Source organism: Clostridium sp. SGI.024 (assembly GCF_050315195.1).
GTDB lineage: Bacteria > Bacillota > Clostridia > Clostridiales > Clostridiaceae > Clostridium.
Genome location: NZ_JBNPON010000017.1, coordinates 1 through 18,742 on the forward strand (window position 1 = coordinate 1; position 18,742 = coordinate 18,742).

The following is an 18,742-nucleotide window of genomic DNA, read 5'->3' on the forward strand; positions in this document are numbered from 1 at the left end:
TTTTCATTTATTATTTTTATATAAACAATAATTATTATTTTTAAATAAATCTTATTGTATTAATATTACATCACAGAATGAAATAAATAAATAGTAACTTTTCAGAAAATATTTAAAAACATAACTAAATGTGATATTATATGATATATATATAAATAAAGTGCAATAATAGTAAGGAAGAAGGTGTTGCAATATGAAGAGTACATTTGCAGAACGATTGAAAAAGCTTAGAAACGAATATGGATATACTCAAAAAGAATTGTCAGAAGAGCTAGGGATAAAACAGACTACTATATCTAATTATGAAAAAGGATTAAGGTTTCCAGATGCAGATAAGTTAAAAGAAATTTCTAATTTATTTAATGTTTCCATAGATTATCTTATAAACAATGAAGATAAAAAAGTAAGCCACAAAATTCAGTATTCTATAAGTAAAGATGAATATAAAGTATTTTTAAAATATTTAAAAAATGGATATAAAAATAAGGCTAGAGATTTTGTGATAAATATGTATAATATGGGGATTGATATACAATGGATATACATAAATATATTTGAGGCAGCATTAAAGGAAGTTGGATTACTTTGGGAGATTGGTGAAATAGATGTCTGGAATGAACATTATATTTCAGAAAGTATACTAGATACAATGAGAGAGTTAAAAGGTTATGGAAAAAATGATGAACATAAAGAAGATTCTATAATTTGCTTAACAGCTGGTCCAGAACAACATAATATTGGAATAAAAATGATTTCTGATTTATTAGAAGTATGTGGTATTAAAGTAGTATACCTTGGATCAAATCTACCAACTCTTAGTATTATTAATGCCATAGAGTCAGAAAATCCTAAATTCATTGCTATTTCAGTTACTATTTCTAATAATATAGAATCTGCTAAAAATGTAATACAAGCAATTAGAAGTTACTTTAAAAATAAATCACCATTAATAATAGTAGGGGGAATGGCATTTACAAATATTGAAGATGTCTGTAAAGAAACGGAGGCAGATTTCTATTGCAAAAATGTAGAGGAAATAAAAAAATTATTCAATAAATAAAACATATATAGATAACTAAAGATAAGGCTGATATAATTTCTTTAGAATAAAAGTAGAGGAGTTATTACATGAAATATTATTTAGCACCTATGGAAGGTATTACAGGATATATATATAGGAACTCTTATAATAAGTATTTTAATAATATAGACAAATTTTTTACACCTTTTATTACACCAAATACAAGTAAAAGCTTTAAGACTAAAGAACTTAGAGATTTATTGCCTGAAAATAATGAAGGATTAAATGTTGTTCCACAAATACTTACTAATGATTCAGAAGGATTTATTAGTACTGCTAAAAAGTTAAAGGAACTAGGATATAATGAAATAAATTTAAATCTTGGTTGTCCTTCTGGAACTGTGGTATCAAAATATAGAGGTTCTGGCTTTTTAGCTAAAAGAGAAGAGCTTGATAAATTTCTTGATGAAATATTTAAGATGGATGATATGAAGATTTCTATAAAAACTAGAATAGGAAAAGATAAGCCAGAGGAGTTTTATGAGCTTATTAATATTTATAATAAATATCCATTAGAGGAATTAATAATTCATCCAAGAACTAGAGAAGATTTTTATGGAAATAAACCTAATTTAGAAATATTTAAAGATGCATTAAGCTTAAGTAAAAGTTCAGTATGTTATAATGGAGATATTTTTACTGTTAAGGATTATAATAATTTTATAGATTGTTTTCCAAGTGTAGAAAAAATAATGATTGGAAGAGGAATCCTTGCTAATCCGGGTTTATTAGATGATATAAAAGAAAGTAAATCTTTAGATAAAGAAAAATTAAAGGAATTTCATAATGAAATTTTTATGAATTACAGAAAAGTTTTTAATGAAGATAAGAATGCAATTTATAGGATGAAAGAATTATGGGGATATATGATATATATCTTTTCAGATAATAAAAAATACATAAAAAAAATAAAAAAAGCACAGAGATTAGAGGATTATAATGAAGCAGTTCTAAGTTTATTTAAAGAGCAAGAGATAATAAGAGGTGTTGGACTTTTCAGTGATATCCAAAAGTAGTTTAGTAATTCCTTTCTAATTGTATCAATAATTATATATTTTACGTTCTAAATTTAAAAAAAAGGAGCTGATACCAACAGCTCCTTTTTTACTTAGCAATAATTGTTAATTAATTTCAGATTATAAAAAAGTATTATAAATAATAGTTAATTAATTATTATTTTGCAAAAGAGGAAATTAAAGTATTGTTTGATTTTAAAAATATGAAAATACAAGCAATATTATTAACATTTTGTGAATTAACACTTTGTAAATTTGTTAAGAATAATAAATGAAATATCAAAAAATATTAAATTGTAAATATTTTCAGAATAAATTGACAGTAAATATTGTTAGTTTTATAATAATTATTATTAAGAAAGATAAAAGATTATCATTTGTCTTTATTTATCTTACAAATGTTTGCAGAGTATTTCTATTTATTAATTAAAATGTGTTTTTATTTTAAATAAAACACAAAAGAAAAAAAGGAGGCAAATTTATGTTTTTTAAGACTACAGACCAACACGAAGCTTTTCGTGCAAAAATAAGAGAATTTGCAGAGGCAGAAATTAGACCACAAGCATTTTTGTGGGACAAGGAAAATATTTTTCCAACAGAAGTTGTTAAAAAATTAGGCGAAATGGGTGTAATGGGAACACCATATCCAACAGAATATGGTGGATTAGGAAGCGATGTTATAAGTTATGCTATTGCTGTTGAAGAACTTTCAAGAGTAGATGGTGGAACAGGAGTTATTTTATCAGCTCATGTATCATTAGGAAGTTATCCAATATTTGCTTTTGGTACAGAAGAACAAAAACAAAAATATTTAGTACCATTAGCAAAAGGAGAAAAAATTGGTGCTTTTGGTTTAACAGAACCAAATGCAGGTAGTGATGCTGGTGGAACTGAAACTACAGCTGTATTAGAAGGAGATCATTATATTTTAAATGGTGAAAAGATTTTCATTACTAATGCTGATAAAGCTGATACATACGTTGTATTTGCTGTAACTACACCTGATATTGGCGTTAGAGGTATTAGTGCTTTTATAGTTGAAAAAGGATGGGAAGGATTCACTTTTGGAGATCACTATGATAAATTAGGTATTCGTTCTTCTTCAACTGCTCAATTACTTTTCAATAATGTTAAGGTTCCTAAAGAAAACTTATTAGGAAAAGAAGGCGAAGGATTCAAGATCGCTATGCAAACTTTAGATGGTGGTCGTATAGGTATTGCTGCTCAAGCATTAGGTATTGCTCAAGGTGCATATGAAAGTGCTTTAGAATATGCAAAAGAAAGAATCCAATTTGGACAACCTATAGCTGCACAACAAGGAATTTCATTTAAATTAGCAGATATGGCAACTAAATTAAGATGTGCAAGAATGTTAGTATATAGTGCTGCTGAATTAAAAGAACATCATGAACCATATTCTATGGAAGCTGCAATGGCAAAAATGTATTCTTCAGATATATGTCTAGAAGTTGTTAATGATGCATTACAAATCTTTGGTGGATCTGGATACTTAAAGGGTATGGATGTTGAAAGAGCATACAGAGATGCTAAAATCTGTACAATATATGAAGGAACTAATGAAATTCAAAGAGTAGTTATAGCTGCTAATATTATAGGAAAAATGCCAAAAGGTGATAGAGGTACTAGGAAGAAAGCTGACCCATTGACAGGTGCACGTAAGAAGGTTATATTTAAAGAAGGTACAGCTAAAGAAAATGTGGATAAGCTCGTTGAGGCATTAAAGAGCGATGGATATGACTTTACTGTGGGTATTGATATAAATACTCCAATACCAAAGGCCGATCGTGTAGTAAGCGTTGGTAAAGGAATTGGAGAAAAGAAGAATATGGAATTGGCTAAAGCTTTGGCAATTCAAGCTGGAGCAGCTATTGGATCATCTCGTCCAGTAGCAGAAACAATGAAATATGTACCTTTAAATCGTTATGTTGGTATGTCAGGACAAAAATTCAATGGAAATCTTTATATAGCATGTGGTATATCAGGCGCTGGACAACATCTAAAAGGAATTAAGGATGCTACAACTATTGTTGCAATTAACAATAATCCTAATGCACCAATATTTAAAAATGCAGATTACGGTATCGTTGGAGATTTAATGGAAATAATGCCATTATTAACAGCTGCATTAGATAATGGAGAACCTAAGAAGGAAGCTCCTCCTATGAAGAAAATGAAGAGAAAAGCTCCTAAGAAGGTTGCACCTACATGGAAAACTTATGTATGTAATGGTTGCGGATATGAATATGACCCAGCTGTAGGGGATGAAGAAAATGAAATAGTTCCAGGAACTCTATTTGAAGCCCTACCAGAAGAATGGATTTGCCCAGATTGTGGTGAAGAAAAATCTTATTTCATCGAGGCATAATCTTTAGCAAAAGTTTAAATTTTCATAGTCAAAAGGAGGATTAATTTATGTTTTGTGTTAGAAAGGTAACTGAAGACCTTTATTGGGTAGGCGGTAATGACAGACGTCTAGCTTTATTTGAAAATATTCATCCAATACCAAGAGGAGTTTCATATAACTCATATTTATTATTGGACAAGAAAACAGTATTATTTGATACAGTAGATTGGTCAATATCAAGACAATTTTTAGAAAATATTGAAGCTGTTTTAAAGGGTAGAAAATTAGATTATTTAATAATAAATCATATGGAGCCAGACCATGCAGCTTCTATTGAAGAAATAATAATTCGTTATCCAGATGTAAAAGTAGTTGCTACAGAAAAAGCATTCTTATTAATGAGACAATTTGGATTTGCTATTGATGGAAGAGAAATAGAAGTTAAAGAAGGAGATTCAATGTCATTCGGTAAGCATGAAATCAAATTCTTTACTGCACCAATGGTTCACTGGCCAGAAGTTATGGTTAGCTTTGATACTAAGGACGGAGTTCTTTTCTCAGCTGATGCATTTGGATCTTTTGGAGCATTAGATGGTAAATTATTTAATGATGAAGTAAACTTTGATCGTGATTGGATTGAAGATGCAAGAAGATACTATACAAATATAGTTGGTAAATATGGTCCACACGTGCAAGCATTACTTAAAAAGGCAAGCACTTTAGATATTAAGATTGTTTGTCCATTACATGGTCCAGTTTGGCGTTCAGATTTAGGATATTTTATAGATAAACATGATAAATGGAGTAGATATGAACCAGAAGAAAAAGCTGTAATGATAGTATATGCATCAATGTATGGAAATACAGAATCAGCAGCTAACGCATTAGCAACTAAATTTGTTGAAAAAGGAGTAACTAATGTAGTTATGTATGACGTATCAAATACTCATGTATCTACATTAATAGCTGAAACATTTAGAGTTAGCCATATTGTTTTAGCATCAGTAACATACAATTTAGGTATTTATCCATTAATGCACAATTATTTAATGGATATGAAGGCTCTTAATGTACAAAATAGAACATTTGCTTTAATAGAAAATGGTTCTTGGGCTACTCAATCAGGTAAATTGATGGCACAATGCCTTGAAGGATTAAAGAATATTGAATTAATTGATGATAAGCTTTCATTAGTTTCTTCAATGAAAGAAGATAATGCTGTAGATATGGATGCACTTGTTGATAGTGTTATCGAATCTATGAATAAATAGTACATTACATTTATAGTAATATAGTACTTAAAATAAAAAAATCTGCGATATTTTTATCGCAGATTTTTTATTAGTTTATTTTAATGAATTTACATACTTAACAGCACTTGTTCCAGCAATTCTTCCTGAAGTATAAGCAAATCCACAAGCTAACCCTTCATATGGTGGGTAACCTACTCCTGTATAGTATCCACCAGCAGTTGTTCCTGCAGCGTATAAACCAGGAATTAATTCAAAATCAGTAGTCATAACTTGCATATTATCATCTACTTTAACTCCACCAATTGTTCCAAGGAATACACCACGAACATCGAAAGCATAAAAATCTCCAGACTCTACCTTATATGCTAATGATTCACTAGCTTTACCATAGTCAGTATCTGATCCTTTTTCAACCATTGAATTATATCTTTCAACAGTAGCCTTTAAATCATCTGCATTCATTCCAGTAGCTTCAGCTAATTCTTCTAATGTACTTCCCTTAAATGCAGTACCAGCTTCAACAGATGCATCTGCTAGTTTAACAAAATCATCAAGCTCCATTTTAGCACCAGGGCCTGCTTGAGATACAGTTAAAGATGTTCCTTTTGAGAAGGCTTCTAAAGTAGCTTTATCTACTATAATGTAGTACTTTCCACCAACTGTATATGCTGCATTTGCCCAGAAAGCTGTATCATAAACAACATCCTCATTAGTAAAACGACTACCAGTAGTATCTACCCATAATAATGGTGTATTAAGTATTTGTGTTAAACTTGTATCAGAGAATCCAGCAAGATTTTCTCCAGCAGAATCTTGTTTAACTGTTGATTCAGCAAATTGACAAGCATGTAGTAAAGGAGTAGCATCTAAATCAAATCCACCAATTTCCTCAATTGCAGAAATACCTTCACCAGCATTTGGCATACCAAGTGAATTAAATAAGTTAGAATTTAATGCAGCTGCAGTTTTTTCAGAATCAGCACCAAAACCACCTGTACAAATAATTGTTGCAGAAGCATTAACAGTTAGGATACCACCGTCTTCTTTTTTGGCAGTAATACCTGTTACAACACCATCATCATTTTTTATTATAGATTCAAGAGATGTGTTATAAACAACTTTAGCACCCATGTTTTCAAGATTACTATACATATTTTCGAAAGCTGTCGCTTGATCTACAAACTTGTGATAAGTTTTCCATTTGTAAAGATCATCTTCATGAGCTAATTGAGTAGTTTTTTCAGGAAGATAGAATTCAACTCCATATCCTTGTAACCATTCAACAGTATCAGCTGCATTTTCAACAATTTTTCTTACTATAGTACCATTTGATAAATATTGATTAAATACCATAAGGTCTTGAACTGCTTTATCTACAGAAAGATCAAGTCCTTCATTCTTTTGTAATTCAGTTCCAATTGCAAAAAATCCAGATGCAATCATTGAGTTACCACCTGCTGATGCATTTTTTTCAACTACAAGTACGTCAAGTCCAGCTTCACTTGCTGCTAAAGCGGCAGCAGTACCAGATCCACCTGCACCAACAACAACTACATCAACATTTACTTCTTCGTTTTGTCCATTTTTTGATACCTTGTTATTTTTAAGAGCTTTAATATCAGCGCCTGCTTCAGTTAATGCAGCAGTAACAGCATCTATAACTGCAGTACTTGTATAAGTAGCTCCACTTACAGTATCTACAGCTAAGCTTTGAGTATCAACAATAGTTTTTGCTAATTTTGGAGCAGCTTCTCCTCCTATAGTAGGTGTTTCTGAATCTGCAGTAACATCAATTGATGAGATTTTACCGTCATCAGATATTGTTACATTTACAGTTACATCTCCACCAAATCCACTTTCTGTAGCTGTGTAAGTTCCAGCTTTAGCCACAGAAGCACTTTTAGATTCACAGCCTATTAACAAACTAGTTGATAAGCTGAAAGCTAAAGTGGCAGTTAGTAATTTGCGTAAAAAACTTTTTTTCATTTATTTTCCCCCGTTAATGAATTTTATTGTTATTTTTTTAACCAACATAAAACAGTATAACAGAGATATTTTTTTTAAGAAGATGTTGTAATTCACATAAAAAGTGGCTAATATTTAGGTTTAATTGTATAATAAATATAAATTATATAAAATAGTATTTATATTGAATATACATATTTAATAATAAATTATACGAAAGAGAAATGAATAATTGGATAAGAATTTGCTTTTAAAACAAATAAAAAATAAATCAAATTTTAAATTTGAGGATTGCTATAGCATAAATTTATACGAGAAAAGAAATGGCTTTCTTATGACACAAGAAAAATATATATCTTTGTTGATTATATATGGAGTTGTAAGCGTAAATATAGATTCAAAGATAATAAAGCTAGTAGAAGGAACTATAATTTTATTAAGGAATGGATCAAATATTAAATACTCACTTGATGAAAAAGATTCAAAAATATGTATAATTAATTTTAGAAAAGAATTTTTTGATTCTAATCTAAAGTCTCAAATGGCAGACTGTCCAATACTATATGACTTTATTAGATTAGATACACAAAAGATTGAGTACTTAGTATTTGATATTACTAACTATGATATAGTTAAAAAGTATTTAAATTTTTTATTATATGAAATCACTAGAACAAATGAAAAAAATGAGAAATTAGTTAAGGCAGCATTAGTTTTATTTTTAACTAACTTGCATAACGTTCATCAGGACTCTTTAATAATTAGTGAATCTAGTATGATGGAGAATTATGATGTTGGAAGATGGTTAAAATATATGGTAGATAATTATTCTACTGTGTCTTTAACTAGTATGGCAAAGGATTTTAATTTCAATCCAACTTACTTTTCTCTTAGATTTAAAACATTGGCTAATGATAGTTTTTCTAACAAACTTAGAGAAATAAAACTTGAAAAAGCAAAATGGTTACTAATAACTACTGATTTATCTGTTCAAAATATTTCAGAAATAATTGAATTTAAGGAAAAAAGTTATTTCTTTAGAATTTTTAAAAAGAGATATGGAATGACCCCACTTAAATATAGAAAAGTTAATCGAGATTTAAGAAATTAAAATAAATTAGTAATGCAAGAATAAATTAATTAAAAATCCTCATTATTTATACAGATTTTTATTTATTATATCTTTTGATATAATATTATAAAAATGTAAATTAGGAGGATATCATGCTAACTATTGGATATATAGGAAATGGAAAGAGTACAAATAGATATCATTTACCCTTTGTTATTCAAAGAAAAAATATAAGAGTAAAAACTATTTATCAAAGAAATCCTAAAAATGAAGCTTGGGATAGAATAGATGGAATAAATTATACATCTAATTTAGATGAATTATTACGTGATGAAGATATACAATTAATCGTAGTTTGTACAAGACAAGATAGTCACTATAATTATGCAAAATTAGTTTTAGAAAATAATAAGCATTGTTTAGTGGAAAAGCCTTTTATGGAAACTTTTGATGAGGCAAAGGAAATATTTGATTTAGCAAAATCAAAGAATTTAATTGTTCAAGCTTATCAAAATAGAAGATTTGACAGTGACTTTTTAACAGTTCAAAAGGTTATTGAGGAAGGCAAGCTTGGAGAATTATTAGAATTAGAAATGCATTTTGATTATTTCAGACCAGAGATTCCAGAAGAAAATTCTAAATTTTCACCATATGAATCCTTCTTATATGGGCATGGATGTCATACTTTAGATCAGGTAATAAGTTATTTTGGTAAGCCAGATAGAATTCATTATGATGTAAGACAACTACTTGGAGAAGGAAGAATGAATGATTATTTTGATTTAGACTTATATTATGGAAGTATGAAAGTATCTGTTAAGTCTAGTTATTTTAGAATAAAACCAAGAGCGAGCTTTGTTGTGTATGGAAAAAAAGGATGCTTTGTAAAAGAAACCAAAGATAGACAAGAAGAACATTTAAAAATGTTTTATATGCCTAATAATAGTGATTTTGGAGTTGATACATTAGAACAGTATGGAGTTTTAACTTATATTGATGATGAAAAAGTTATTCATGAAGAAAAAATAAAATCTGTGGATGGAGATTATGGTAGAGTGTATGATGACTTGTATGAAGCTATAATAAACAATAAAGATAAAAAAATTAAAGATGAGGAAACTTTATTACAATTAGAAATTTTAGAAGAAGGTATTAGAAGTTTAAAATAAATATGGAGCTGTCTATAACAGCTCCAATATAAGTAAGAAATATTATAATATTTCTAATATCTCAACAGTATACTTATCTTCTGGAGCAATTACTTCTACTATATCTCCTACAGTTTTCCCCTTTAATGCTAATCCAAGATCTGATTCAATGCTAATGCACATATTTTCTGGATCAGAGTCCATAACAGTTACTAAGGTTACTACGTCGTCAAAATCATCTTCAATAAATTTAACTCTAACTTTACTATTAATACCTAATACGGATTTATCTATTTCATCATCAGCTATAACAGTAGCTGTAGAAATCATATTTAATAGATATTGTATTCTATTATCATTTTCCCTATAATTAGCACAAGCTTCTTTATATTCTGCATTTTCAGATCTATCACCATGAGCAGCAGCTATAGCTTTTTCTTTAGCTATTTCAGCTCTTTTTACAGTCATTCTATACTCTAATTCTTCTCTTAGTTTTTTTATGTTCTCTTCGGTAAGCATATTATTCATAGAAATTAATCACCTCTTAAAAAATCATAACTATATTATATAACATAAATAAATTATATAACATAAATATAATAAAAATTTTTATCTATATTTACTTAAAATTATGTAATATTATCTTTTTTAGTTTAAAATAATATTAAGCTAATTAAGAAATATATCACAAGAGAAGTTATACTATAGGAGGTTACAATGAAAAAATTACTAGTCGTTATTGATTATCAAAAAGACTTTGTAGATGGAGCTTTAGGCTTTGAAGAGGCTGTTACATTAGAAGAAGGCATATATAATAAAGTAAATGAAAATTTAAAAGAAGGAAATAAAGTTTTATTTACTTATGATACTCATGAAATAAATTATTTAGAAACAAGAGAAGGTAAAAATCTACCTGTAGTACATTGTATTAAGGGGACAGAAGGACATAAGTTGTTTGGAAAATTACAGAAGTTTGAGCATAATAAAAATGTAATTAGTTATGAAAAATATGGATTTGGATTAGCTCCTGAAGATATGATTAAAATATCAAAGGAAATAGGAGAAGATTTAGAGGAAATTGAAATAGTAGGAGTAGTTACTAACATTTGTGTAATAAGTAATTTTGTAATGTTTCAATCACAATATAGAAATGCTGACATAGTTGTTGATGCAAGTCTTTGTGCAAGCTTTGATGAAAGCTTACATTCTAAGACCTTAGATATAATCGAAGGGTTACAAGGAAAAGTAATAAATAAATAGATAGAAGCTATATAAGAATAATAGATATACATATTATTAATTCTTATATAGCTTTTCTTATCTTATTTTATAAAAACAATATATATTGATAATCAAAATATTTGCTTATAAAATAATGTATCATAAAATGACATTTAGTATATAGATTATATGAAGATGCAAATTGTGAAAAAGATATTTTAGTAATTGATGGTGCAGGTCATGGCTCAGCTCCAGATGTAGATCCAGAAACATACTATGAAAAAGTATTTACTTTCTTAGATAAATATATTAATTAAATAAGGATATAACAAGAATATTATTTCCATATATTGACTTAAAACATTGGCTATCTTATAATTAGGAAATAAAGATGATAAATTGTTAGTTCCTAGTATATATACTTTTTTAACTATTGCGCCAAGTATTATTTCATACTTAAAGGTATTTGATGATAATGAAGAAGCTATAACTATAAAGTTTATGTTACCAATGATTATAATGGGAATATTAATTACCTTTAAAGCACCTATAGTTTTAGGAATATACTTTATAAAATCAAGCTTATTTAATTTATTTGAAGATATAGGATTTAAAATTTATAGTAAAAATAAAGTGTTTTAATAGAAAGACAAGGATCTGCTTAACAGCTCCTTTTATGGTATATATACTATAAAAAGTAGTTATTAAAGGAAGGAGATTACAGAGTGTCTAAAATGGGGAATTTTATAAAAAAAATAGTGTCATTACTACTTATATCATTAATTATAAGTACACCACAATTAACTTTAGCTAGAGCTGGAGGTGGAGGATCTGGTGGTGGAAGTGGTGGAGGATCTGGTGGTGGAAGTAGCTCACACCATAGTGGAAGTATAGGTGGTTATGGTAGAAGAAGTGATCCTTTTTCTTCAATAATATCTATTGGAATGTTTCTTTGTATTTCATCAGCAGGAGTTATAGTTTATAAAGTAAGAATTAGTAAAAAGAAAATAAAAAGTGTTTCAGTAATAAAAGAATTAAGTAAAAATGATTTTAATTGGGACTATAACGAAATGAAGAAGGATATAGAGGAAGCTTTTTATAAGATTCAAAATGCTTGGACGGAAAGAAATCAAGATCTAGCCAAAGAATATATGAGTGAAAAACTATATATAAGACATAGAACAAAAACGGAATGGATGAAGGTAAGGAAAGAAAAAAATATTCTAAAAAATGTAAAATTATTAAAAGCTACTCCTATTTCTGTTAAAGATAGAAATGGACTAGAAGAGGATGCTGTATGGGTACATATAAGAGCAAAAGCTAAGGATTATATAATTAATGAAGAAAGTGGAGACTTAATAAGTGGAAATAAGTACAAAACACTTCCTTTTGATGAGTACTGGAAATTTATAAGAAATAATAAAAGATGGATATTAGATGAGATAAGACAAATAGATGATGTAGATAATTTAGATTTTTTTGATATAAATATAGAAAATTAAGAGCTGAGAATATAGCTCTTTTTTTATTGAGGTGGATAGTATTTATTGAAATTTATCAGGGAATTGTTTAATAATACCATCCGAAATAATATCTGCAAAATGAATCATATGTTCTTCGCCTTTATCATATGAGTTAATATCTGTTTGCCAGTCTTTATTTAATCTAGCTATAACTTGATCCGTTACAAATTTTAAGTGTTTATGTAGCATATCCTTTAACTCATTATTTGAATAATTAGGATTTGCCTTGCTTAAAAAGTCTGCAATTTCATCTGCATTTTCATACCAAAGTTTATTATTTTTATCTAAAGCTTTAGAATCTTTGTTTTTTGCTGTTTCAAGGACTTTACCAGCTAATTCAATATGTTCTCTTAATAAAGCAGAAAGTTTATTACCAGCATCCTCACCATAATATGGTTTAATTGAATTTCCAATATCATCTTGATTCTTAAGTAATCTTTCTAAAACAATATTTTTATCCTCTAATGATGCAATATCGCTTACAATAAAATTTCTAGTCCAAGAAACATGATCAATCCATAGTTGTCTTTCATCCATTATTAAATTACATTTGGATTTGCTAATGCATTTATCTCCCAAATAGCTATTATCTAAAGCATTTACTTTTAATGGAATTAATATTATTGCTGATAAAAATAATGATAATAGTATGGTTTTTAAAATTTTTTTCATTTTATTCTCCTTAAATTAATACTTCATAATTAGTTTGCTCAAAGGAATAATCATTATACAAAGTATAATAATAGGTTATAACTTCAAATTATTATTATAATTTCATAAATTAAATATAGAGCAATATGGGATATTATTTGTAAAAATAATATGTATATGATAGTATAAATAGGTAAAATTAATATATTTATAATACATAACGGAGGAAAAATTAATGATAACTTTACCAAATTGCCCAAAATGCAACTCAGAATATACTTATGAAGATGGAAGTCTTTTGATTTGTCCAGAATGTGCATATGAATGGACACTAAATGCAGATAATGACTATAATGAAGATGAATTAGTAGTTAAAGATTCAAATGGAAATATATTAAATGATGGTGATTCAGTTACTATAATTAAAGATCTTAAGGTAAAAGGTAGTTCAGCACCATTAAAACAAGGAACGAAAGTTAAAAATATAAGATTAGTAGAAGGTGATCATAATATAGATTGTAAAATTGATGGATTTGGAGCTATGAAATTAAAATCTGAATTCGTTAAAAAAATATAGAATTAAGGTGGTAACGCGGATATATCCGTCCCTTGTTTTCAAGGGACGGTTTTTTATTTTCTTAAATAGTAAGGTGAAATTATTTCTGTTTTTTAATAAAAATAAATTGAGGAATTAACAAATATCAAATAAAAATATTAAAAAGCATTAAGCAATATTTAAATAATGAAAATTATTATAATATTGCTTTTTTAGTATTATTGTATTTTATACTAAATTTATGCTAAATCATTTATAGCATAATAATACATTTAATTGAGTACAAATATCAATGAAAAAATATTATAGTTTTTATATAATTAACATATACAGAGAAACACTTCTGTATGGGAGGTTATAATTATGGATACTAAAAATATAAAGATTAGAAAAGGAAAAAATAGTGATGTAGATGAAATTGCCAGATTAATCTATTATACTGAAGTTAATACTGGTGATGTTTGAGGGGGAGAAACTAAAGAAGAAACTTTAGAAAATCTTAAAATCTTAATTAGAACTAAGGAATCAAGATATAGTACAGACTATATAACTGTTGCCGAATTAGATAATAAAGTAGTTGGTGCAATTATATTAATTCCCTATGATAAATTGGATAAACTAAGTATTGAAACAGATATAAAATTGATTAATAGGATAGAAGGATTTTCTGAAAAGATATTATATATAGTAAATTCAATTAAGTATATGATATTTAGAGAATGTAGAAGAGGAAATCTTTATATTTCAAATATTGCAACAGATGAAAGGACAAGAGGCCTTGGAGTAGGAAAATTGCTTATGATGTATGCAGAACAAGTTGCTAAGAATGCAGAATTTGAAGGTATATCATTACTTGCTAAAAATGAAAAGGTTACTAAATTTTATGAAAAATTAAATTATAATAAGAGCTTTGATAGAGTACTTTTAGGTGAGAGAGTAATAAAAATGGCTAAAGTACTTTAATATAAATATAGTTGAATATAGAGGTTATGGATAGATATGTTACCCATAACCTTATTTTTATGATAATATTAACAATATACTGAAAATAAGAATCAATTATTAAGATTTATATTGGAGGTCATTTAAATAAGGCTGTTATAAGTGCGACTTCAGAAATAATAATTGATAAAATAAATGGTGAAGTAGGGAGACAATTTAGCGAAGAGATAGGACTTAATTTAATTAAATTTTAAATAGTAGATTAAAAGATAAGAATTATCACGGACTTTTACTAGTTAGTGATAATTTTTATTATATAAAATTAATTTTGAATATTTAGAAAAATTATTCAAAAATATATTGACAGATATATAATATAAAGGTATCATATGTATAATAAATTGATAATTGTTATCAATTAAATTGCGAGGATGAATTAATTCAAATTACTTTCTCATTATTAATACTAACCCCTATAAAGAATCCTAAAAGATATAGGATTCTTTTTTTAGTATTAATAATTTATTTGTATTATTTTGAAGTATGAATTTTTATTGATGCATTTAATAGTGGTAAATAATGCTTGCTAAAAGCAATTGGGTACTCAGAATCTCTATATATAGATTCTTCAATTAAGTAATATTGTTTTTCGGAAGAAATAGAATATTTTTTAGTTGCAAATTTTCCAGAGGATGAAAATTTAATATCTATAGTGCTATAGGTAGATTTCTTATATATTTCATCTTCTATAAATTTAAGTAATCCATCATTATCATTAAGGTCTATATTAAAGTAAGATATAGTTTCTATAGGAATTATTGTAAAGGTATAAGCAAGAGCATTACTATCTTTAATGTACCATCTATCTATGTTTACTGTAGCAGCAGTCTTTTTTCCTAAAATCTCCATGAAATAATCAGAGGGAGGTTCTATGTGAAAATTCATTTCTACATAATCTATTTTATCTTCTAAAGACTTATAAATAATGTGTCCTAATTTTTCAAGACCAACTTTTTTGCTTTTTTGACTTTTTACTATAAAATTACCTTTTCCACGAATATTTTTAATTAAACCATCATCTTGCAATAAGGATAATGCTTGACGAAGAGTTGTTCTGCTAACTCCAATATATTTAGCTAGCTCAGGTTCAGAAGGGAGTCTATAATCATCTGGTAAGTCTTCTTCCTTTATCATTTTATATAATTTATTGTACACTTCAACGTATCTTAATTTTTTTGATTTTTTAATAATATCATTATTAATCATAATGAAACCTCTCTATAGATAAATAAACAAGTTACATACAAGTTTATTATATATTATAATATAATTATAGAGTTAATTATCAAATTTTTCTACTAAAATATCAATAAAATGCAGTATTGAAAACGTTGATTTAGATAAGGATGTTGTAGTATTATAAATATATAATAGACAAGTTAAAGACAAGTTGAACAATATATTATCTAATAAAATAAATATAAATTTAATATAAGAAAATAATATATTGTATAGGGTATTAAAAATATAAAGGAGTAATATTATGAAAAAATATAAAAGAATTTTTACTATAGTAATAGATTCATTAGGTGTTGGAGAAATGGAGGATTCAAAAGAGTATGGAGATATAAATGTCGATACTCTTGGACATATAGCAGAATCAGTGAAATCTTTCAATATACCTAATCTTGAAAAGTTAGGAATTGCTAACTTACGTCCAGTAAAGCATCTAAAGGCACAAGAAAATCCATTAGGATATCAAATGAAAATGAAGGAAGCTAGTACTGGTAAGGATACTATGACAGGTCACTGGGAAATAGCAGGATTACACATTACTAAGCCATTCCAAACTTTTACGGATACAGGATTCCCACAAGAGTTATTAGATGAATTAACTAAGAAAACAGGACACAATATAGTTGGAAATAAAAGTGCTAGTGGAACAGAAATATTAGATGAGTTTGGTGAACATCAAATGAAGACTGGAGATATGATAGTATATACTTCAGCTGATTCAGTATTACAAATATGTGGGCATGAAGAAACCTTTGGATTAGAAGAATTATATAGATGCTGTGAAATAGCAAGAGAACTAACTTTAAAAGATGAGTGGAAGGTTGGTAGAATAATAGCAAGACCATATGTTGGAAATAAAAAAGGTGAATTTAAGAGAACAAGTAATAGACATGACTATGCATTAAAACCATATGGAAGAACAGTTTTAAATGAATTAAAAGACAATAATTATGATGTTATATCTGTAGGAAAAATAAATGATATATTTGATGGTGAAGGTATAACAGAATCTCATAAGTCAAAAAGCTCAGTGCATGGAATGGAGCAAACATTAGAAATAATGGATAAAGACTTTGAAGGATTATGCTTCGTAAACTTAGTTGATTTTGATTCACTATGGGGCCACAGAAGAAACCCACAAGGATATGCAGAAGAACTAGAAAAATTTGATGTTAATTTAGGTAAAGTTTTAGAAAAACTTAAAGAAGATGATTTATTAATTATAACAGCAGATCATGGAAATGATCCAACATATACAGGATCAGATCATACAAGAGAATATGTACCATTTTTAGCTTATTCACCTTCAATGAAAGGTAATGGAGTGTTAGATGCTACTAGTAGTTTTGCAGCAATAGGAGCAACAATAGCAGATAATTTTGAAGTTAAGATGTCAGAAGGGACTATTGGAGAATCTGTTTTAGATAAATTAAATTAGTATATAATTTTATTTTTTTAGGAGCTGTGAAAACAGCTCCTTTTTGATACTCTTTAAATGAAAAGGTGGAAGATAAATATCTAGTTCCACAAAGCATCTTGTGGCATTGTTTCAAGGATATTATTTAAAACATCTATTATTTTTTCCTTTTTTAAATTTGAAGAAGATAAAAGTTGTTTATACCTCTTACTACCTTTTTCACCTTGGAATAAGCTATGAAGAGGAGATACTAAAGAGTGAACACTATTTCCTTTTTCAAGTTCTTCAATTATGTAAGGAATATAAGCTTTAATAGCCTCACCTCTAGAAATAGGTTTTTTATCTTCAAAGCCTTCATATAATTTATAAAAATTAGCTAATAGATAACAGTCTTCGTATGCTGATCTTCCAATCATAACACCATCTACTTTTGTTAAAGCATCTTTAATTGAATCAATGGTTTTAAATCCACCATTAATTTCTATATTTAAATAATTAAATTCTTTTTTTATTTTATAAACCATATCATAATCAAGAGGTGGTATTTCTCTATTATCTTTTGGACTTAAACCTTTTAAAATAGCTGAACGTGCATGAATAGTATATCTGTCAGGCTTAGCCTTAGATATAGTATTTAAAAATTCTAATAAATCATCATATCCACTCATGATAATTTTATTTTTTGTATCTTCTAAAACTCCAGTTCCATCTATACCAATTCTATGCTTTATAGTTATTGGTTTATTAGTAGCTTCTTTCATAGCACAAAGAATTTCATAAACTAAATCCTTTGAAGACATTAATGCAGCTCCCATTAAGTTCCCTGAAACTCTGTCTGAAGGACAACCACAATTTAAGTTTATTTCAGTATAATTATACTCTTCAGCGTATTTAACAGCCTTATAAGCATCTTCTGGATTAGAAGCTGCAATTTGAAGAGCTACGGGTCCTTCTTCTCTAAAATAGAGTATCTTATCTCTATTTCCATGTATTATTGACTGAGCAGTTACCATTTCTGTATATAAAAGTGCTTCTTTAGTTAGAAGTCTTGAGAAATATCTAAAGTGGCGGTGAGTTTTATCCACCATAGGCGCAATACTGACCTTTGGGGTTTTAACTTGTGAAGTGTATTTTTCCATCTTTTGTTTCCTTTCTATTTATTAATGAAAGAATAAAAAAATTAAAAATGAAAGTACATTTTTTCATTTCTTAATTATTTCATTTTAATATTATAAG

At 27.6% G+C, this 18,742-nt stretch carries 17 protein-coding genes; 12 read left to right on the forward strand and 5 right to left on the reverse strand.

Going from position 1 to position 18,742, the window contains the following annotated elements; genetic code table 11:
- Nucleotides 1-193: 193 nt before the first annotated feature.
- The 4 genes from ACQRD5_RS06985 (at nt 194) to ACQRD5_RS07000 (ending at nt 5,733) form a co-directional block, all read left to right on the forward strand.
- Nucleotides 194-1,060 (forward strand): helix-turn-helix domain-containing protein, encoded by an 867-nt coding sequence (locus tag ACQRD5_RS06985; protein ID WP_291630675.1) that lies wholly within the window; start codon nt 194-196, stop codon nt 1,058-1,060.
- Nucleotides 1,061-1,128: 68 nt separating this feature from the next.
- Nucleotides 1,129-2,097 (forward strand): tRNA dihydrouridine synthase, encoded by a 969-nt coding sequence (locus ACQRD5_RS06990; RefSeq protein ID WP_308780628.1) that lies wholly within the window; start codon nt 1,129-1,131, stop codon nt 2,095-2,097.
- Nucleotides 2,098-2,578: 481 nt separating this feature from the next.
- Nucleotides 2,579-4,483, forward strand: coding sequence for an acyl-CoA dehydrogenase family protein (locus tag ACQRD5_RS06995; RefSeq protein ID WP_291629684.1), 1,905 nt, complete (start codon nt 2,579-2,581; stop codon nt 4,481-4,483).
- Nucleotides 4,484-4,530: 47 nt separating this feature from the next.
- Entirely contained in the window at nt 4,531-5,733 is a 1,203-nt protein-coding gene (locus tag ACQRD5_RS07000; protein WP_291629687.1) for an FprA family A-type flavoprotein, read from the forward strand.
- A gap of 75 nt (nt 5,734-5,808) precedes the next feature.
- On the opposite strand, the gene ACQRD5_RS07005 is transcribed toward ACQRD5_RS07000, so the two are convergent.
- Nucleotides 5,809-7,701, reverse strand: coding sequence for an FAD-dependent oxidoreductase (locus ACQRD5_RS07005; RefSeq protein WP_427746647.1), 1,893 nt, complete (start codon nt 7,699-7,701; stop codon nt 5,809-5,811).
- Nucleotides 7,702-7,912: 211 nt separating this feature from the next.
- Between ACQRD5_RS07005 and ACQRD5_RS07010 the strand changes: the two genes are divergently transcribed.
- Nucleotides 7,913-8,791 (forward strand): helix-turn-helix domain-containing protein, encoded by an 879-nt coding sequence (locus ACQRD5_RS07010; protein ID WP_294167351.1) that lies wholly within the window; start codon nt 7,913-7,915, stop codon nt 8,789-8,791.
- Nucleotides 8,792-8,904: 113 nt separating this feature from the next.
- Nucleotides 8,905-9,921, forward strand: a complete 1,017-nt coding sequence (locus ACQRD5_RS07015; RefSeq protein WP_291629692.1) for an oxidoreductase — start codon at nt 8,905-8,907, stop codon at nt 9,919-9,921.
- A 42-nt stretch (nt 9,922-9,963) separates the two neighbouring features.
- Here the strand turns inward: ACQRD5_RS07015 and ACQRD5_RS07020 are convergent, their stop codons facing one another.
- The gene (locus ACQRD5_RS07020) at nt 9,964-10,428 is read right to left on the reverse strand and encodes a GreA/GreB family elongation factor (protein WP_291629694.1); all 465 of its coding nucleotides are present in this window, start codon (nt 10,426-10,428) and stop codon (nt 9,964-9,966) included.
- Nucleotides 10,429-10,617: 189 nt separating this feature from the next.
- Between ACQRD5_RS07020 and ACQRD5_RS07025 the strand changes: the two genes are divergently transcribed.
- From ACQRD5_RS07025 to ACQRD5_RS07035, 3 genes are all read left to right on the forward strand, one after another.
- On the forward strand, nt 10,618-11,160 hold the full coding sequence (locus ACQRD5_RS07025; RefSeq protein ID WP_291629696.1) for a cysteine hydrolase family protein: 543 nt from the start codon (nt 10,618-10,620) through the stop codon (nt 11,158-11,160).
- Between the two features lie 360 nt (nt 11,161-11,520).
- Nucleotides 11,521-11,763 (forward strand): hypothetical protein, encoded by a 243-nt coding sequence (locus ACQRD5_RS07030; protein ID WP_291629698.1) that lies wholly within the window; start codon nt 11,521-11,523, stop codon nt 11,761-11,763.
- Nucleotides 11,764-11,855: 92 nt separating this feature from the next.
- Entirely contained in the window at nt 11,856-12,623 is a 768-nt protein-coding gene (locus ACQRD5_RS07035; protein ID WP_291629726.1) for a Tim44 domain-containing protein, read from the forward strand.
- Nucleotides 12,624-12,665: 42 nt separating this feature from the next.
- On the opposite strand, the gene ACQRD5_RS07040 is transcribed toward ACQRD5_RS07035, so the two are convergent.
- Nucleotides 12,666-13,316 (reverse strand): glycosyltransferase, encoded by a 651-nt coding sequence (locus ACQRD5_RS07040; RefSeq protein WP_321129645.1) that lies wholly within the window; start codon nt 13,314-13,316, stop codon nt 12,666-12,668.
- Between the two features lie 214 nt (nt 13,317-13,530).
- Between ACQRD5_RS07040 and ACQRD5_RS07045 the strand changes: the two genes are divergently transcribed.
- Both ACQRD5_RS07045 and ACQRD5_RS07050 read left to right on the forward strand, forming a co-directional pair.
- Complete coding sequence (locus ACQRD5_RS07045) at nt 13,531-13,872, forward strand: zinc ribbon domain-containing protein YjdM (protein WP_291629703.1); 342 nt, start codon at nt 13,531-13,533, stop codon at nt 13,870-13,872.
- Nucleotides 13,873-14,397: 525 nt separating this feature from the next.
- Entirely contained in the window at nt 14,398-14,814 is a 417-nt protein-coding gene (locus ACQRD5_RS07050) for a GNAT family N-acetyltransferase (protein ID WP_427746652.1), read from the forward strand.
- 510 nt (nt 14,815-15,324) lie between these two features.
- Here the strand turns inward: ACQRD5_RS07050 and ACQRD5_RS07055 are convergent.
- Entirely contained in the window at nt 15,325-16,059 is a 735-nt protein-coding gene (locus tag ACQRD5_RS07055; RefSeq protein WP_427746648.1) for a GntR family transcriptional regulator, read from the reverse strand.
- Nucleotides 16,060-16,336: 277 nt separating this feature from the next.
- Here ACQRD5_RS07055 and ACQRD5_RS07060 point away from each other — a divergent pair, with 277 nt between their 5' ends.
- Nucleotides 16,337-17,527, forward strand: a complete 1,191-nt coding sequence (locus ACQRD5_RS07060) for a phosphopentomutase (RefSeq protein WP_294170222.1) — start codon at nt 16,337-16,339, stop codon at nt 17,525-17,527.
- An 80-nt stretch (nt 17,528-17,607) separates the two neighbouring features.
- Here ACQRD5_RS07060 and dusA read toward each other — a convergent pair whose 3' ends face one another.
- On the reverse strand, nt 17,608-18,645 hold the full coding sequence (gene dusA / locus ACQRD5_RS07065) for a tRNA dihydrouridine(20/20a) synthase DusA (RefSeq protein ID WP_320900117.1): 1,038 nt from the start codon (nt 18,643-18,645) through the stop codon (nt 17,608-17,610).
- Nucleotides 18,646-18,742: the final 97 nt, after the last annotated feature.

Excerpts from the sequence above, each read along its gene's own strand:
- ACQRD5_RS07000 (WP_291629687.1), top strand. The coding sequence starts at position 4,531 with ATGTTTTGTGTTAGAAAGGTAACTGAAGACCTTTATTGGGTAGGCGGT.
- ACQRD5_RS07045 (WP_291629703.1), top strand. The coding sequence starts at position 13,531 with ATGATAACTTTACCAAATTGCCCAAAATGCAACTCAGAATATACTTAT.
- ACQRD5_RS07015 (WP_291629692.1), top strand. The coding sequence starts at position 8,905 with ATGCTAACTATTGGATATATAGGAAATGGAAAGAGTACAAATAGATAT.
- ACQRD5_RS07025 (WP_291629696.1), top strand. The coding sequence starts at position 10,618 with ATGAAAAAATTACTAGTCGTTATTGATTATCAAAAAGACTTTGTAGAT.
- ACQRD5_RS07055 (WP_427746648.1), bottom strand. The coding sequence starts at position 16,059 with ATGATTAATAATGATATTATTAAAAAATCAAAAAAATTAAGATACGTT.
- ACQRD5_RS06990 (WP_308780628.1), top strand. The coding sequence starts at position 1,129 with ATGAAATATTATTTAGCACCTATGGAAGGTATTACAGGATATATATAT.
- ACQRD5_RS06985 (WP_291630675.1), top strand. The coding sequence starts at position 194 with ATGAAGAGTACATTTGCAGAACGATTGAAAAAGCTTAGAAACGAATAT.
- ACQRD5_RS07040 (WP_321129645.1), bottom strand. The coding sequence starts at position 13,316 with ATGAAAAAAATTTTAAAAACCATACTATTATCATTATTTTTATCAGCA.
- ACQRD5_RS06995 (WP_291629684.1), top strand. The coding sequence starts at position 2,579 with ATGTTTTTTAAGACTACAGACCAACACGAAGCTTTTCGTGCAAAAATA.
- dusA (WP_320900117.1), bottom strand. The coding sequence starts at position 18,645 with ATGGAAAAATACACTTCACAAGTTAAAACCCCAAAGGTCAGTATTGCG.
- ACQRD5_RS07060 (WP_294170222.1), top strand. The coding sequence starts at position 16,337 with ATGAAAAAATATAAAAGAATTTTTACTATAGTAATAGATTCATTAGGT.
- ACQRD5_RS07035 (WP_291629726.1), top strand. The coding sequence starts at position 11,856 with ATGGGGAATTTTATAAAAAAAATAGTGTCATTACTACTTATATCATTA.
- ACQRD5_RS07020 (WP_291629694.1), bottom strand. The coding sequence starts at position 10,428 with ATGAATAATATGCTTACCGAAGAGAACATAAAAAAACTAAGAGAAGAA.
- ACQRD5_RS07005 (WP_427746647.1), bottom strand. The coding sequence starts at position 7,701 with ATGAAAAAAAGTTTTTTACGCAAATTACTAACTGCCACTTTAGCTTTC.